Annotated in this window: 13 protein-coding genes and 1 tRNA gene; 9 read left to right on the forward strand and 5 right to left on the reverse strand. The window is 52.9% G+C overall.

Features of this window, described 5'->3' with window-relative positions; genetic code table 11:
• Positions 1-35: 35 nt before the first annotated feature.
• Positions 36-935: a MerR family transcriptional regulator gene (locus BM123_RS13970; RefSeq protein ID WP_090169581.1), complete on the reverse strand. Its 900-nt coding sequence runs from the start codon at positions 933-935 to the stop codon at positions 36-38.
• A 284-nt stretch (positions 936-1,219) separates the two neighbouring features.
• Between BM123_RS13970 and BM123_RS13975 the strand changes: the two genes are divergently transcribed.
• The 4 genes from BM123_RS13975 to BM123_RS13990 all read left to right on the forward strand — a co-directional run bounded on the left by BM123_RS13975 (position 1,220) and on the right by BM123_RS13990 (position 6,808).
• The gene (locus BM123_RS13975; protein ID WP_090169583.1) at positions 1,220-4,021 is read left to right on the forward strand and encodes a T9SS type A sorting domain-containing protein; all 2,802 of its coding nucleotides are present in this window, start codon (positions 1,220-1,222) and stop codon (positions 4,019-4,021) included.
• A gap of 200 nt (positions 4,022-4,221) precedes the next feature.
• Positions 4,222-5,385, forward strand: a complete 1,164-nt coding sequence (bshA, locus tag BM123_RS13980; RefSeq protein ID WP_090169585.1) for an N-acetyl-alpha-D-glucosaminyl L-malate synthase BshA — start codon at positions 4,222-4,224, stop codon at positions 5,383-5,385.
• A gap of 79 nt (positions 5,386-5,464) precedes the next feature.
• Positions 5,465-5,538, forward strand: a tRNA-Met gene (locus BM123_RS13985).
• Positions 5,539-5,836: 298 nt separating this feature from the next.
• Positions 5,837-6,808 carry a DUF3078 domain-containing protein gene (locus tag BM123_RS13990; RefSeq protein ID WP_090169587.1) on the forward strand — a complete coding sequence of 324 codons (972 nt, stop codon included), beginning with the start codon at positions 5,837-5,839 and terminating at the stop codon, positions 6,806-6,808.
• Positions 6,809-7,587: 779 nt separating this feature from the next.
• Here the strand turns inward: BM123_RS13990 and BM123_RS13995 are convergent.
• Genes BM123_RS13995 through BM123_RS14005 form a run of 3 tightly spaced genes read right to left on the reverse strand, consistent with a single transcriptional unit; the run spans position 7,588 to position 9,335 of the window.
• Positions 7,588-8,436: a mechanosensitive ion channel family protein gene (locus BM123_RS13995; RefSeq protein WP_090169589.1), complete on the reverse strand. Its 849-nt coding sequence runs from the start codon at positions 8,434-8,436 to the stop codon at positions 7,588-7,590.
• Positions 8,437-8,442: 6 nt separating this feature from the next.
• Entirely contained in the window at positions 8,443-8,736 is a 294-nt protein-coding gene (locus tag BM123_RS14000; RefSeq protein WP_090169590.1) for a hypothetical protein, read from the reverse strand.
• Positions 8,736-9,335, reverse strand: a complete 600-nt coding sequence (locus tag BM123_RS14005) for an RNA polymerase sigma factor (RefSeq protein WP_245748560.1) — start codon at positions 9,333-9,335, stop codon at positions 8,736-8,738. Before BM123_RS14005 ends, BM123_RS14000 begins: the two co-directional genes overlap by 1 nt.
• Before the next feature lie 284 nt (positions 9,336-9,619).
• Between BM123_RS14005 and BM123_RS14010 the strand changes: the two genes are divergently transcribed.
• The 4 genes from BM123_RS14010 (at position 9,620) to BM123_RS24250 (ending at position 14,622) form a co-directional block, all read left to right on the forward strand.
• The gene (locus tag BM123_RS14010; protein WP_090169592.1) at positions 9,620-10,039 is read left to right on the forward strand and encodes a hypothetical protein; all 420 of its coding nucleotides are present in this window, start codon (positions 9,620-9,622) and stop codon (positions 10,037-10,039) included.
• A 39-nt stretch (positions 10,040-10,078) separates the two neighbouring features.
• On the forward strand, positions 10,079-11,653 hold the full coding sequence (locus tag BM123_RS14015; protein WP_090169594.1) for an NAD(P)/FAD-dependent oxidoreductase: 1,575 nt from the start codon (positions 10,079-10,081) through the stop codon (positions 11,651-11,653).
• 25 nt (positions 11,654-11,678) lie between these two features.
• Positions 11,679-13,091, forward strand: coding sequence for a glycosyltransferase 87 family protein (locus BM123_RS14020; protein WP_090169596.1), 1,413 nt, complete (start codon positions 11,679-11,681; stop codon positions 13,089-13,091).
• Between the two features lie 82 nt (positions 13,092-13,173).
• Positions 13,174-14,622, forward strand: a complete 1,449-nt coding sequence (locus tag BM123_RS24250) for a hypothetical protein (protein WP_090169598.1) — start codon at positions 13,174-13,176, stop codon at positions 14,620-14,622.
• Between the two features lie 119 nt (positions 14,623-14,741).
• Here BM123_RS24250 and BM123_RS14030 read toward each other — a convergent pair whose 3' ends face one another.
• Positions 14,742-15,377 (reverse strand): peroxiredoxin, encoded by a 636-nt coding sequence (locus BM123_RS14030; RefSeq protein ID WP_090169748.1) that lies wholly within the window; start codon positions 15,375-15,377, stop codon positions 14,742-14,744.
• Positions 15,378-15,448: 71 nt separating this feature from the next.
• Here BM123_RS14030 and BM123_RS24255 point away from each other — a divergent pair, with 71 nt between their 5' ends.
• Positions 15,449-15,601 (forward strand): hypothetical protein, encoded by a 153-nt coding sequence (locus BM123_RS24255; RefSeq protein ID WP_175489391.1) that lies wholly within the window; start codon positions 15,449-15,451, stop codon positions 15,599-15,601.
• Positions 15,602-15,613 lie beyond the last annotated feature (12 nt).

The raw sequence follows: 15,613 nt of genomic DNA on the forward strand, positions 1-15,613 counted from the left end.
CTCTGAAGATTGAGCCCTGATCCACATAGGTAGTACTACCCCACCAACCCATTGCCCACCTCCTTCACGAAAGCCAGCATTTCTTCCAGGCCGTTCAGCGTATGAACGCGCTCGTGGCCGGAGAAGTCGTGCAAAGAAGCCTGATAACCCGTGAGGAGGAATTCACAATCGGGGCTACCCTTCAGGACGGCCTCGATGTGTTGCTCTACGGGTTCATTGACGAAAGCGTTGGAGAAAATGGTAAAGAAGTAATCGATTTCCGTAATGGAGGAAATATCGCTGAGCTCCGAGATCGCTACATCCCCGCCGAGGTAAACCGTGGAAAACTGACGTTTGCGTAGCAGGTACTGGATAAAGAGCAAGCTAAGTTCCTGACGTTCGCCCTCCGGCAGGTAGAGGCAGAAAACCGGCCGACGACGGCGCTTCAGCAGGGGCAGCGCATCCGTGGCGGCAATCACTTTGCGGCGGATCAGGTTACTGATGAAAGCCTCCTGCACCGAAGTAACGGAGCCGGTGAAGTAAAGTACACCAAGCTTATCCAGAAAAGGATAGATCAGTTCCAGCATCGTTTCTTCGAAGCCGCGTTGGCGAATATTGGTATCGACGATGTGGCTGAACATGAACTCGTCCATCTCAACAACGGCCAGCGTGAGCGCATCGGGCTGGGTATCCGGGCTGATGCTGATGGAGCTGATCTCGGCTACCCGGGCGGCGCGCTCATCAGCGCGCAGTTTAGCGATCTTCGATATCCGCATCCCGTTTTTATTCAACAGGGCAACGTTGAGCAGCTCCCGCAGGTCTTCGTCCAGATAGTAGCGAATATTGGTTTCCGTACGCCGGGGCGTGATGATCTCGTATCGCTGCTCCCAGGCACGGAGGGTCGCGGCCTTTATGCCGGTGAGTTTCTCCAGGTCACTGATGGAATAAACAGCCAAATCGAGGGATTGTACTACATTAATTTATGCCTGCCGGGGGACTAACGCCAACATTAGCTAATGGTTCAGCTTTTTAAGCACTATCGGTTTGTGTGCTTTTGGCTATTTTTCGCCACTCAAAGTTATCGGGCGCAAACGCAGGTGCGGGCAAAGGTAATTAAAGCAAGGTTAAACACGTATTTTGCAGCGGCCGGGCCGCTGCGTTAAATGTCCCGCTTCCTTGCTGCCATTAACTTACCTTGCACCTGCGTCCGCGCCTCCAACTCTGCTAAAACCTCGTACCGATGATCAAGCTCCGTTTCTGTCTTCCGCTCTTCTTCCTGGCTTTGAGCCTTGGCCTGTCGGCCCAAAACTGTCGCTTTCAGCTACTGATGGAAGACCTGGTGACCGAAGATGGCTGGAATGGCGGAGAGCTGACCATCCGGGTCAATGGCGTCCCCTCCGTCTACACCCTGGAAGACGGCCGTTCTGCAGCTGTCTTTTTCCCGGTCAGCACCGGTGATGCGGTGAGCCTTGATTTCCTTTCGGGGCCTTTCGGAGAAGAGATTACCTTTTCTATTCTCGACAATAACGACAGCCTGATATACCGGGGCGCTAACCTGGAGACCGGCCTGGACGTTTTCTCCTTTACGGCGGCCTGCGTAGCCTGTGCGCCACCGCCCGCCTCTACTATTGAGTTGTTCCGGGTCAGGTCTACCACCGCCGACATCAAGTTTCAACCGGGAGACCCGGCCAACAACCCCCAATACCGGATCGAATACGGACAAGGAGAAACGTTTGACCCCGCTACGGATATGACGGGAGAGCAAGTGTTGCTTACCGACACGATGACCCGCGTCACCGACCTGCAACCGGACACCGTCTACGCCTTCTGGGTGAGTACCATCTGCCAGACCCTGGATGACACCAGTGCCCGCCGTGGTCCCTTCCTCATCCAGACCCAAAAGCAGGCCGACGTCGGCATTACGGCCCTGGCCTCTCCGCTGAGTGGCTGTGACCTGAGTACGGAGGCCGTCACCATCGGCATTACCAACTTTGGTGGCGAGGCTCAGGCCTTTTTCAACGTCGACTTCGCCATCAATGATCAGCCCGCGGGTGTTGGCCGCCCGCAGGACGGCATCTTCACCGGTGTGGTCGGGGTAGACAGTACCGAGTTTTTCACCTTCGACATCAATGCCTTTCTGGACCAACCGGGCACCTACAAATTTACCGTCTGGACCGAGCTCGAAGGCGATGAAGACATGACGAATGACACCATGGACTTTTTCGTGGTGCATACGCCGCTGATCGCAGAGCTACCCTATACCGAAAACTTCGAAGACAGCGATGGCTTCTGGCGCGGAGAGCGCGCCGGCCGCAGCCCCGTCTCCTGGCAGTGGGGCCTGCCTAACGGAGTAACTCTTGATCGTGCCCCACAGGGCGAACGCGCCTGGGTGACGAACCTGCGCGGCGACCACAACAACAACGAGATGAGCTACCTCTACTCGCCCTGTTTTGATCTGACGGACCGCACGGAGGATCCCTTCTTCAGCGCCGTCCTGCAACTCGAACTGGAGGATGACTTTGACCACGCCTGGCTCGAGCTGACCACCGACCAGGGCGAAAACTGGACCAAAGTACTTACCAGCCCCGCCGGCTATAACTGGTATAACGACCTGCCGAACCAGTGGTGGGAAAGCAACGACGGCTTCGCCGCAGAGCCGCTGATGGTGGCCCAACTCATTGAAGGAGTCGCCGGGCTGGGCGAAATTCAGTTCCGCTTCGCCTTTGAGTCCAGCCGCGACGACACCATGGAAGGTGTTCTGGTGGATGCCGTCAGCCTGGGGGACCGGGCGGAGAATAATCTGGCGGCAGTGACGGCGCGGGTGAGTTCGGCCTGTGCTCCATTCACTAACGCCGGCCTTAATTTTACTTTCGCCAACGTAGGCACCACTACCGCCCGAAACATCGACATCAACTACCTGCTCTCCGGAGCTGTCGTTACGGAACGTTATCCAGACACTCTGCGACCCGGGCAAACAGCGGTATTCACCGCTTCCCTGCCTGGCGCGAACACTTTTACCGATCCCTTTCCGGTCTGGGTTACCCTTACCGGCGACGTGCAGGCAAGTAACGACACTGCTTTGGTTGCTTTCGAGACCAACCAACCCGTTCCCTTCCTCGAAGATTTTTCTGACGGTGAATACCCCGATCGCTGGAACAACACCGGAGGAATATTCCGGGTAGCCCAGGCTCCGAGCGGTACTTTGGCCTTGTTCGATACCATCGGTATTACTGCTGGCAACAACAGCTTCAGCACGGCGGAGTACACGGGAATTGAGATTACGGACTCGCTGCGGTTTACCGTTACGCTGAGTGATCCGGGAATGCCTGACGTCAGCACCGGTTTCGTCAGACTTACCATTGGGCGGGATGAGTGTGATGTAACCGGAGAATTCGTGGTGATTGATACGCTGCGATCCGGTGACTACGCTTTCAGCCTGGAGACATTTGAGGGTACCCCCGTTCGGTTTACCTTCCTCTTTGAGGCCCTCTCTGGTGAGACCGTCGTGGAAATCAACAGCGTCAGCATCCCCCGCTGCCCCGAAGATCTCGGTCTGGTGACGGACATCCTCAACGTCACTGATCCTGAGGAAGACGATGGTGTAGCTACCGTCTACGTCTTCGACGGCCTGGCGCCTTACACCTTCGAGTGGAGTACCGGAGAGACCGTCGCCTCCCTGGGCGACTTAGCGATCGGCAACTATGCCGTAACCGTTACGGATGCGCTGGGATGTACCGACAACATTGCCTTCGAAGTTGACTTCGGCACGGATGCGGAAGACCCCGAAGGCCTGCTCTCCAGTCTCAACGTTTCTCCTAACCCGACGAGCGGCTTGCTCAACCTTCGCCTCGAACTACCCGAAAGCAGCGAACTCACCGCAACCATCTATGACCTGACCGGGCGTGAGCTGTTGCGCCGTGACTTCGGTCGTAGCCGACTGCTAAATGAGGGGCTTGAGCTCAGTAACTTCCCTGCAGGTATTTACCTCCTCCGGGTGAATACAGGCCTGGCGGCACGGACGGTGCGGGTGGTGCTTCGGTAGTCTTCTAGTGTCAGTAGTTTTGTAGGCTACCGCACCTGGGAAGTGGGGAGAAGCTTTTGGGGCTGCTGCGCAGCTAATGAGTTCGCACGCAGAGTTCGCAGAGCGGAGGAGTGGGAAGGAGAAAGGGTCTCCTTACGACCATTTTGCAGCAATCCGCCCTGCCATCAAACTAATCCGCCCGGAAAAGACTTTAAGTAGCCATGAAGATTGGAGTAGTTTGTTACCCTACCTACGGTGGTAGTGGTGTGTTGGCCACAGAACTAGGTTTGGGAATGGCCCGTAGGGGCCATGAGGTTCATTTTATTACCTATCGCCGCCCGGCAAGATTGGGTAATTTCCAGACTAATGTTTTCTACCATGAAGTAGATAGTGGAGCCGATTATCCACTCTTTGAGTACGTGCCTTACGAAACCTCGCTCGCCTCCAAGTTGGTAGATGTCATTGAGAACTACGGCATCGAGCTGCTACACGTACATTATGCGGTCCCACACGCCTCAGTGGCATATATGGCGCGGAAGATCCTCATCAGTCGGGGTAAGTATGTGCCCTTCGTTACTACCCTGCACGGGACGGACATTACCCTGGTGGGCACTAACCCCGCCTTTGCCCCGACGATCACCTTTGCCATTAACAAGTCTGATGGGGTAACGGCCGTATCCAAATCCCTGAAGAAGGACACATTGGACAACTTCGAGATCTGCCGCAAGATCGAGGTGATCTACAACTTCATTGACTTTAAGCGCTTTAAGCGCGACAATAAAGAACACTTCAAGGCCGCCATTGCTCCGAACGGAGAGCGCATCCTGATCCACGTATCCAACTTCCGCCCGGTGAAACGGGTAGACGACGTGATCTACATCTTCAAGATCGTCCACGACGAAATCCCCAGCAAGCTCCTCCTCATCGGCGATGGCCCCGAACGGAGCCGCTGTGAAGAACTGAGCCGTAAGCTCGGCCTGAGTCAAGACATCCGCTTCCTCGGCAAACAGGATGCCATCGAGGAGCTGCTCGCCGTCTCTGATCTCTTCCTCCTACCCTCTGCCAGCGAGTCTTTCGGCCTGGCCGCCCTGGAGGCCATGGCCTGCCAGGTTCCCGTCATCTCCAGCGACGTGGGCGGTATCCCCGAGGTAAACATCGACGGGCAGACCGGCTACCTCTCCGGCGTAGGCATGGTCGACAAGATGGCGGAGGATGCCCTCCGCATCCTGAAGGACGATAAAATCCTCGGCCGTTTCCGCGCCGCCGCGCTGGCGCAGGCCGCCCGCTTCGATATTGAGGAGATCATCCCTAAATACGAGAACTACTATAAAGAGGTCATCCAGAACAGTATTAACACGGTGGAAGAGCCGGAAAGTGAGTGTTAATCAATAATGGAGACAAAATTTCTCATCCTGTTGCACAAAACCACTTGCCTGCCTATCTTTGCAGCCGCTTAACCAAAATGGCGCGGTAGCTCAGCCGGTTAGAGCGCAGGATTCATAATCCTGAGGTCGGGTGTTCGAGTCACCCTCGCGCTACATAGAAAGTCAGGGAGTTACGGTGAAAACCGTGACTCCTTTTTTCTTTCCCTTCCTTTGGGGCAGCATCTAAAGCCATACTCATCCGTCCTCCCTTCTTAAAAGTGCAGCCCTCTTTCGCAACGGAGTGGCTTAAAAGACTACGGGCTTGCAGTTAGTGCACACTAATATCAAAATTTTCCTCAAATTTGCGCCCCCTAAGGAAGTGACCCTGTAAAGGTTTCACGTCAAAAGAGCCGAGCGATGAGTAAAATCACTGTTCGCTAACTAGTATTCAAACCAATTAATTCTTACTTACATGAAGAATATTTTCACTTTTATCCTCCTCTTTGTGCTGGCTGCCGGCGGCATCCAGGCTCAAACGCTGGAAGAAGTCAAAGCAAAGAAGGCCGAACTGATGGCTATGCAGAGCGAGAAGCAAGCAGAAGCTGATGCTTTCAATGGTGAGCTGGCTGATCTCAGCAAGCAGATTGAATTACTCTCAGGATGGCAGACCGGCATTAGCGGCTTGCTGGGCCTCAACTTCGGCGGTTCTAACAACTGGGCAGCCAATGCTAACCCCAACAGTTCTTCTTCTACCCTCAACATTGGTGTAAACGGCTACGCTAACAACATCAAAGAGAAGACTTTCTGGCGGAATACCCTGACGACCAACGTAAGCTGGCAGGGCCTCGACAACAACACCAATGATGATCAGGCAGGAAGCGACTTCCTCGAAAATCGTAACGGTGATGTTCTCATCGCTTCTTCTCTCTACGGTTTCCGCCTCTCTCCGGACATCGCCGCTACGGTTTTAGGTGACCTGAACACCTCCGTGTTCAACTTCCTCAGCCCCGGTACCGCAGACGTCGGTGTTGGCGCTACCTGGACGCCTTCCTCTATTCCTAATCTGGTAGTGGTGGCTCATCCCCTCACTTACCACTTCGCTTTTTCTGGTGCTGACGCAGTGGAGAGCCAGTCTGCCCTTGGCGCCAAGATCAAGGCAACTTACGCTCTGGAGCTTCCCGGCGGCGTGGCATGGACCTCTAACCTCGGCGTTTTCCTTCCTTACAGCAACGACGAGACAACGATCCCCTTCATCGATGAGAACGGCGTAGAAATGACCAGCGAAGAAGGCTTGTTCGAGTACACCTGGATCAACTCTTTCAATATCGCTGATCTTTGGAAAGGCGTAGGTGTTGGCTTTACCGTTGGCATTCGCAAGGCAGGCTTCGAGTACCCTCCCGGACTCCAGTCTTACACGGCTTTGGGCCTGACTTACGGTTTCTAAACCAAATTTTCAGTGCATTGCAGGTGGCGCAGCCGCAGGTGCAATGTTAAACGCCAGAGAAGGCAATGAGAGCTCGGATGCTTTCATTGCCTTCTTTGCTTTCCGGCAGAATTGTTTCTTTGCGCCTCTTCATTCTGCAAGCTCTGTAACCACATCCGCGCCTCATTTTGCTAAATGACTCCGTCGCCGCCGCCCTTAGGATATGCGATATGCGATATGCGATTGGCGATATTTGATATGCGATTTAGTCGCCGGCCACAAGTCATTCATTAACGAGAAAAGCTACACGCCGCCGCAGAATCATTAGTCCCAGTGGGGACGGATCTAAATTCCTAGCGACGGTACGGAGTGGCGGCGAAGCCGCAACGGAGTGACTCGACCGGAGAAGACAGGCGATATGCGATTGGCGATATTTGATATACGATTTAGTCCCCGCCCAAATGTCATTCAGTAACGAGGATAATTACACGCCACCGCAGAATCCTTAGTCCCGGCAGGGACGGATCTAAATTCCTAGCGACGGTACGCAGTGGCGGCGAAGCCGCAACGGAGTGACTCGACCGGAGAAGACAGGCGATATGCGATTGGCGATATTTGATATACGATTTAGTCCCCGCCCAAATGTCATTCAGTAACGAGGATAATTACACGCCACCGCAGAATCCTTAGTCCCGGCAGGGACGGATCTAAATTCCTAGCGACGGTACGCAGTGGCGGCGAAGCCGCAACGGAGTGACTCGCATGCAAGAAAATAAAATGAGAATGTATCCGCCTGAAGTCTAGGTACCTTCGTGCGGAGGCAGCGCAGGACCTGCGTCCCGGCGGGTATGGATTTCCACCCCAGCGGAGGAGACCTTGCTAAAAGGAACGATGTATTCGCTGTCTTCGGCCCGCAGGATAATATCGTTGTTATTGATCGTTATGATTTCCCCCCGCATTCCATCGATGGTTACCTCGTCGCCTACCTTCATCTTACCGCGGTTATAAAAACCAGCCAGTAAGCTTCCCATCAGATGACGGCTGGCCATGCCGTAACCAATAGCAAAGGCACCAGCAATCCCCGCCAGCATAATGGAAATATTAGTTTCCATAAACCGGGTTTGCAACTGCGCCTGGCGCAAGGCGATAAGAACGATATTCAACAGTAAAAAGTAGAAAACAACATTACCGATCAGATTACCAGAGGTAATCCCGAGCGATTTGCAAGTCGTAATAATGATTTTCTTGATTGCATCTGACAGAAAGATGCCCAACATCAGAACGACAAATGCCGTGATACCATTAGGGATGAAGGCGATGAAATCAGACATCAGGTCTGAGATCATCCGCATTCCCAGGGCCTGAATAGCCGACATGGCGAAGATGATGATAATGAAGTAATACGCTCCCGACGCCGCAATTTTACTGGGCACCAGGTTAATATTAGACTTTTGGAAAATATCGATACTCATCAACTTCTCGGCCAGCTTGTCAACTCCGATAGCAGATAATGACCGCTTGATGATGCGGGCGATAATTTTGGCCAGCAACCAACCGACCAGAAAAATGATTACAGCTTTGATCAATGCAGGAATAATATCCAGCAATTGCAAAGTTTGCGCTTGTAAAACTTCAAATATGGACTCCATGGGTGCTTAACGTATAATCTCATCCTGATCGCCGGGCCCGGAGGGTAGTCTGCGATCGTTTAAATTGTCTTCAATACTTCCTCCTTCCTCAATGGTAAGGTACTCAGAATCCGGATTTATCACATCCCCGCCCGCTAAGACAGTAATGGTATCCGCTACTTTCGGAAAGAAAAGCTCCACAACATCACCAATGAAGTGATAAGTCCCCAGACGGGATTCTACGGTATTACGAACTGTGTCCTGACGCACTTGTACAAATGCGTTAATTTCTTCATCCTTAAGTTGTAGAAAACCGTTCATTAGCGTTCAATAGTGGATAGCGAGTTTTCTTTAAAGAATCTCTTTGCTTTTTCTTTGGCTCTTTTGAGTTGCATCTTAATGGCCGATTCATTTTTATCGAACATCTTGGCAATATCTTTAATCTTCACACCATCCTTATACTTCAATAACAAAAGTGTCCGATCAGCATCTGACATTTTGAGTAAAACCCTACGCAATTCGTGTACTTGCATATTGATTAACTCTTGATCATTATCATCATCAATCTCAACATCTGGCGGGTTTTCCAGCTCATCAGCGAAAAGCTCCCGGCTTCTTTTTTCTTTGCGAATCTTATCGATACAGAAGTTGTAAGTGACCGAATAGACCCACGTAGAAAACTTAGATTGTCCTTGAAACTTGCCCAGGTTCAAGAAAATTTTCGTGAAAATTTCCTGAGTTGCATCTTCAGCCTCATCCTGATCCCGAAGCATCGTGATCGCCTTGCTGTAAATCTTTCCAGCATACCGATCATGAAGCAATCGAAAACAAACACTATGCCGCTTCTCCCGGTAAGCCTGGATGATCGCAAGATCTTCCATCTCTGGTTGGCAAGGGCCCAAAGCGTGATCGCGAGACATGTATCAGGTTTAATCCGGGCAGGTAACAAGAAAATCTGCCCTGGTGAGACGTTATAGAAAAGTTATGGTCACGCAAGATAGTTATGAATTTTCATTCACGAAGAACGATCTGTGAATAAGGAGCAATTAGTCTCCTTAAAGTAGTCCTTTAGCCCCGTTTTTCGTCACTTCTTTTTTTAAGGGCAACACGGCTACATCTTATTTCGTTACCTGTTTACGTAATGAACTTGGACACTTTATCTAGTTAAGAGCACCATTTTTCCCCTACAACGAAACAATTCTAAATGCGCCATTTGCTAATCATTGCTCTGCTGAGCTATGCAGCCCTCTCCTTTGCACAGGACCCGGCTGACATCTACCACAAAACCGTAGACCTGGACGAAATCAATCAGGTCAGCCTGGAGGTCTACGCCAACGACCAGCTGGAAGTTCGTCAGTGGCCCGGTGACGACATCCTGATTGAAACCAGCGTCAAGCTAAACAACGGCAAGCCGCACATCCTGAAATTTTTCCTGGAAAAAAAGAGATGGGAACTGGCCGAAGAGGTAAACGGCGACCAGCTGCAACTTGTGAGCGCCGATCAAACCCGTCGGATGGTTCAGGGTACGGAAGGAACGACATCAGAGACGGTCCTTATCGTCGTTTATATGCCCGAAGAGTTTAAAGAAGCGGGCAACAATACCTTCCGCCGGGAAAGCCGTTAGCGATCCTTTTTCGACTCAAACTACCGTACCTTCGCCCCAATGGGAAGTACGATCCTTGAGATAAAACTATCACCCGCCGACCTTCACAATGAGGAAGCGCTTCGCCGTGCCGTTCTTCGGCAGGGCTCGTTAGCTCCGGCTGACGTTGGAGAAATTCACGTGGAACGCCGTAGCGTAGACGCCAGAGGACGCCCGGTTTTCCGGTTACGGGTCAGCATTTTACCTCCGGGAGAAGAACGCTCTCCCGAAACGCCCTACTCTTCCCTGTTCAAGGATGTATCTGATGCACCAGAGGTGGTCATCATCGGTTGCGGCCCGGCGGGAATGTTTGCGGCCCTGGAGCTGATTGAACTGGGGCTTCGCCCCATTATTATCGAGCGCGGGAAAGACGTACAGGCCCGCCGCCGTAGCCTTCGGGCCATTCAACAATTCGGTGAAGTAGACCCGAACTCCAACTATTGCTTTGGGGAAGGAGGCGCTGGCACCTACTCCGACGGGAAGCTCTACACCCGCAGCCTCAAACGGGGCAATTATCTGAAAGCGCTTCACCTCCTGGCAGAGCACGGCGCCCAGCCCGATATTCTTATTGACGCTCACCCGCACATCGGCTCCAACAAATTACCAAAGGTGGTGGCAAATATGCGGCAAAGCATCCTGGACTATGGCGGAGACATTCGCTTTGGCCACCGGCTAATCGAATTAGAGCGCACGAAGGAAGATATACAGGCACTCATCATTACCAATGAAGCGGGGGAAGATTACCGGCTGACCGCCAGTGCCTACATTTTTGCTACCGGTCATTCCGCCCGGGACGTTTATCATCTTCTTCACCGTCACGACATCCGGATGGAGGCTAAGCCCTTTGCCTTAGGTGTCCGGATCGAGCATCCGCAAGCGCTGATCGATAAGATTCAGTACCGGCAAGAGCAACGGGAAGAGAATTTACCCGCCAGTAGCTACAAACTCGTCACCCAGGTCAAAGACCGGGGCGTATTCAGTTTTTGCATGTGCCCGGGTGGCCTGGTGGTACCGGCATCCACCGCTCCGGGAGAAATCGTAGTGAACGGTATGAGCCTGAGCCGGCGAGACAGTCCCTACGCCAATTCCGGCACCGTCGTAGCGGTGGAGCTGGAAGACCTGAAGCCTTTTGCCAAGCACGGCGTATTTGCCGGGCTGGAATTCCAACGCTCGGTGGAGCAGACGATGTTTCAGGCATCGGACGGCAGCCAGCGCGCGCCAGCGGCGCGACTGACGGACTTCGCCAATGGCCGGGTTTCCTCCTCACTACCAGAGACGAGCTACATTCCGGGTCTAATTTCCTCACCAATGCATGAGCTTTTGCCCAGTAGCATTTATAGTCGCCTGCAGCAGGGAGTGAAAGACTTCAGCAGAAAAATGAAGGGCTACTTCACCGAAGAAGCCAACGTAATTGGTACGGAAAGCAGAACTTCCAGCCCCATTCGCATCCCGCGGAACCGGGAAACCTTCCAGCACCCTGACCTGAATAATCTTTACCCCTGCGGAGAAGGTGCGGGCTACGCCGGCGGCATTTTGAGTGCAGCGATGGACGGGCAGAATGTGGCGCAGGCGGTTTTTAAGTGTGTAGTTCGGTAGTTTTGCAGTATCGTAGCTACCCATTATGCCTGCCAGCCAGCTTTCAATTACTCGCCATCTTTGGGGTTCCCTGCTCCTCTCCGCCGGCGTCCTCTATCTGGGCTATGGGGTAGACCGGCAGCAGTTCTGGTCCTTATTTGGCGCTTTCGTGGTGGCCTTCGGGGGCTACCTGGCGCTGGTATACCGGGCGGAGGCCCGGTATTTGAAGCCGCTGATCGGTCTGGGGATATTGCTTCGGGTGGCCCTGGTGTTCGCCTTCCCGCTGCTAAGCGACGACGTCTATCGCTTCATCTGGGACGGGAACCTGATCGTAGCGGGCGAAAACCCTTTCGCGCACTTACCGGCATACTACCTGGAGGCAGGAAATCAAATTCCGGGCCTGACTCCGGAGCTTTTTGCCAGGCTCAACTCACCAGACTACTACACGATTTACCCACCCATTGCGCAGGGCGTGTTTACGGCTTCCGCCTGGCTGAGCCCGGGCAGTTGGTACGGTGCAGCGGTGGTGATGAAGCTGTTTTTGCTGCTCTGCGAGCTGGGCTCGCTTTGGGTGATGTGGCGGTTATTGGGCGCGGGGCCGCAGGTGCAATGGCAGGTTGAAAAGAGCAAAGATCAGCGACCTCGTCTCCTCTACTACTGGCTCAACCCACTCATTCTCGTCGAGATCACGGGCAACCTCCACTTCGAAGGCGCAATGGTCTTCTTCCTGTTACTGGCTTATTACCTGCTACAACGAAGTAAATTGGTAGCAGGTGCCGTTGCCATGGCAGCCTCGGTAGCGAGTAAGTTGTTGCCGTTGATGTTGTTGCCGTTTTTGATTAGGCGGCTCATCAAGGGATCTCCCTTTAAGATCAGGTCTGTAGTCGAGTCGTATCGATATCTCCGCCGCTTCCTGCTTTTCTCCTTAACCTTCGGTATCACCTGCCTGCTCTTCTTCCTTCCCTTTCTGCTCTCTCCTGACTTTCTGGAGGGTTTCCAGAGTAGCCTGGAGTTGTACCAGCGCAAGTTCGAGTTCAACGCCAGCCTCTACTATTTAGCGCGGGCCTATGGCTATTTTGACGTAGGCTGGAACCAGATCGCCGTCTTTGGCCCACTACTGGCCAAAGCCTCCGCCGTCGGGATTCTGCTGATGGCACTGCTCGACCGGCGAAGTGACTGGGCCTCCCTGGCCGCTGGCTGGCTTTTTGCCTTCGTGCTGTACCTGCTTTGCGCCACAACCGTCCACCCCTGGTACCTGAGCGTACCGATTGCGCTCAGTGTGTTCACCCGCTGGCGCTTTCCGCTGGTGTGGTCGTTCCTGATCATGCTCACTTACACGAACTATCTGACGGTGCCCTACGAAGAGAATCTCTGGCTGGTGGGGACTGAATATCTCTTAGTGCTGGGCTTTGCCTTGTGGGAATGGCGACGTGTACCCACAGCTTCAGCCGTAGGGTAAATTGTCAGGCTGCGGCTAAAGCCGAAAATAGTGTACAACTAACTCCCCCTTTTTTTCGTCTATATATCAAAGCCCTCCGCCGATGAGACGTCTCCTTTTCCCCCTGCTTCTTGCTACCATCCTCTGCACCTGCGTCCGCGCCCAGGTACTGACGGTAAGCGATGAACTGACCATGCGTAGCGATACGGAGTACAATTTGATCGGTAAGCTCGGCGGTCAGGTGCTACTCTTTCAGGACCGCGACACCAGGCATCTGCTGACCGCCTACGACCGTAATATGCGTCAGAGCTGGGAAAAAGAACTCGAACTCCGTGGTCGCAACATTCGCCTGATGGAAACCGTCGCGAAACAAGACGGAACCGGTTTCCACCTGCTCTACCTCTTCCGCGAAAAGGGTAGAAATTTTCTTCAGTTAGATCAGTATAATCCTGCCGGGAATCTTCAGGACAGCGTCACCCTGGTTGACTTCGGTGCCTTTTTTACTACCCCCGAAGACCAGAGCTTTCGCTCTGACGATGAGAAAAAGCTGGTCCTTCTGATTGCAGAACAGCAAACGAAGGTTCGCTCCATTGGCATTGACCTGGAGAATATGGAATTGCTCTACGACATCGAAACGGAGCCCGAGAAATTCTTTTTTAATGACGACTTCATGCAGGCGGAAGTCACGAACGAAGGAGATCTCTACTTCATCATTGAGCGAGACAATTTTCGCAGTAAACGAAAGGAACACAAATACGAGGTGCACACCTTCCGGGCTGCTGACCGACAGGTCAGCTTCTTCGAAATTCCGATGGGAGACAGCCTGACCTACGATATTTACTTCCGCTACGACAACACTAACCGGCAGCTCGTGGCCGGCGGGCTTTACACCACTAAAGATTTCAACCGCGCGGACGGCTATTACTGGCTAAACATTGACCCGGCCAATCCGACACAAGCCTCCCCCCGTTTCACCCCTTTTCCTACTACCTTGATCAGGAATATTGAGGGTAAGAAGTTCAACAAAAAAAATCCGGGCATCGATGAATTGTCCGTTCGGGACCTTGTTCTTCGTCAGGACGGCGGAGGGCTAATCATTACCGAGAGAAACCGGCAGCTGGAACGAAGAAGTAACGCCAGCAGAACGCAGGTAGTGAATAATTATGGGATCCGCCCGCTGGTGGATTACCACTATGACGAGATGATCGTCTTCAGCATTCACCCGGATGGGAAGCCGCACTGGAGTAATATCCTCCATAAGAAACAATACAGTCAGGATGATGGCGGGGTCTACTCTGGTTACCTCCTGATGGAGAATCCACGCAGTCTGCGTTTTCTCTTCAACGATGAGATTCGCTTCGAAAACACGGTTAGTGAGTACGTTGTCAATGGCCGCGGAGAGTTTGACCGCAACAGCTTGTTTCACACCCGGGACCTGAACATGCGTCTTCGCTTTCGCGATGGCGTTCAGGTGGCGGCCAACGAGGTGGTTTTACCCAGTGAACACCGGAATAAATTGCGCCTCGTGAAGATGACGTACGAAGTAAAATAGCTTCGCCTCCGGCAAAGCACTACTCCTAAGAACAGTTTTTACCGAAGGCGAAGCCTAAAAGCGAAAGCGCGCAGCGTCTTTCGCGTCTAACGCAGCCTAAATCTGGAATGGCGAAGCCATTAGCGATTTGGCTGCGGCGTAGTGCGCAGGTAAGGCTTAATCACCTTATGTCCCTTGGGGAATTTATCAGGAATATCCTCTGTTTTGATGCTTGGGGAGACGACGACGTCTTCGCCATCTTTCCAGTCTACGGGAGTAGCGACGGAGTAGCCGTCAGTGAGCTGGAGGCTGTCAAGAACGCGGAGAATTTCCTGGAAGTTACGGCCCGTTGAGGGTGGGTAAGTCAGCGTCAGACGTACCTTTTTATTCGGATCGATGATATACACCGAACGGACGGTAAACTTCGCATCAGCTTCGGGGTGCATCATATCATAAGCAACGGCGACCTTTTTGTCGGGATCGGCAATAATGGGGAAATTCATTTCTACCTGTTGCGTTTCCTCAATGTCCTTGAGCCAGCTCATGTGGCTGTCAAGATCATCGACACTGAGCGCGATAGCTTTGGCATTACGACGTTCGAACTCCTCCTTCAGGGCTGCAGTACGACCCAGTTCGGTGGTACAAACCGGGGTAAAGTCGCTTGGGTGGCTGTAAAGAATGACCCAGCTGTCGCCAGCCCAATCATAAAAGTTAATGTCCCCCATAGTCGTTTGGGAGTTAAAGTCGGGAGCGGTTTCGCCTAAGCGGATGGGCATAGTATTTTGGGTTTTGTTGAGTAAGAAGAACGCAATCGGGATGGTTTCAGTTTCGGGTACCACGAACCAAGTTGGGGTTAATTCATTCTTTAATCACCTTTACGGGAGCTGATCACGATGTGGCGGGCCATTTCTTCTTTCAGGAACAGGAAGTGCTGGCCGGATTCATCCGCCGGGTGCTGCGAGGAGATACATTTCAGGAGCGGGTCTTGCGAAACAGGTAAGTCAAACACTGA

Source organism: Neolewinella agarilytica, from assembly GCF_900110645.1.
Classification (GTDB): Bacteria; Bacteroidota; Bacteroidia; order Chitinophagales; family Saprospiraceae; genus Neolewinella; species Neolewinella agarilytica.

Coding starts and splice junctions, on each gene's coding strand:
- BM123_RS24250 (WP_090169598.1), top strand. CDS start 13,174: ATGAGACGTCTCCTTTTCCCCCTGCTTCTTGCTACCATCCTCTGCACC.
- BM123_RS14010 (WP_090169592.1), top strand. CDS start 9,620: ATGCGCCATTTGCTAATCATTGCTCTGCTGAGCTATGCAGCCCTCTCC.
- bshA (WP_090169585.1), top strand. CDS start 4,222: ATGAAGATTGGAGTAGTTTGTTACCCTACCTACGGTGGTAGTGGTGTG.
- BM123_RS14020 (WP_090169596.1), top strand. CDS start 11,679: ATGCCTGCCAGCCAGCTTTCAATTACTCGCCATCTTTGGGGTTCCCTG.
- BM123_RS13995 (WP_090169589.1), bottom strand. CDS start 8,436: ATGGAGTCCATATTTGAAGTTTTACAAGCGCAAACTTTGCAATTGCTG.
- BM123_RS13990 (WP_090169587.1), top strand. CDS start 5,837: ATGAAGAATATTTTCACTTTTATCCTCCTCTTTGTGCTGGCTGCCGGC.
- BM123_RS13975 (WP_090169583.1), top strand. CDS start 1,220: ATGATCAAGCTCCGTTTCTGTCTTCCGCTCTTCTTCCTGGCTTTGAGC.
- BM123_RS14030 (WP_090169748.1), bottom strand. CDS start 15,377: ATGCCCATCCGCTTAGGCGAAACCGCTCCCGACTTTAACTCCCAAACG.
- BM123_RS14005 (WP_245748560.1), bottom strand. CDS start 9,335: ATGTCTCGCGATCACGCTTTGGGCCCTTGCCAACCAGAGATGGAAGAT.
- BM123_RS14000 (WP_090169590.1), bottom strand. CDS start 8,736: ATGAACGGTTTTCTACAACTTAAGGATGAAGAAATTAACGCATTTGTA.
- BM123_RS14015 (WP_090169594.1), top strand. CDS start 10,079: ATGGGAAGTACGATCCTTGAGATAAAACTATCACCCGCCGACCTTCAC.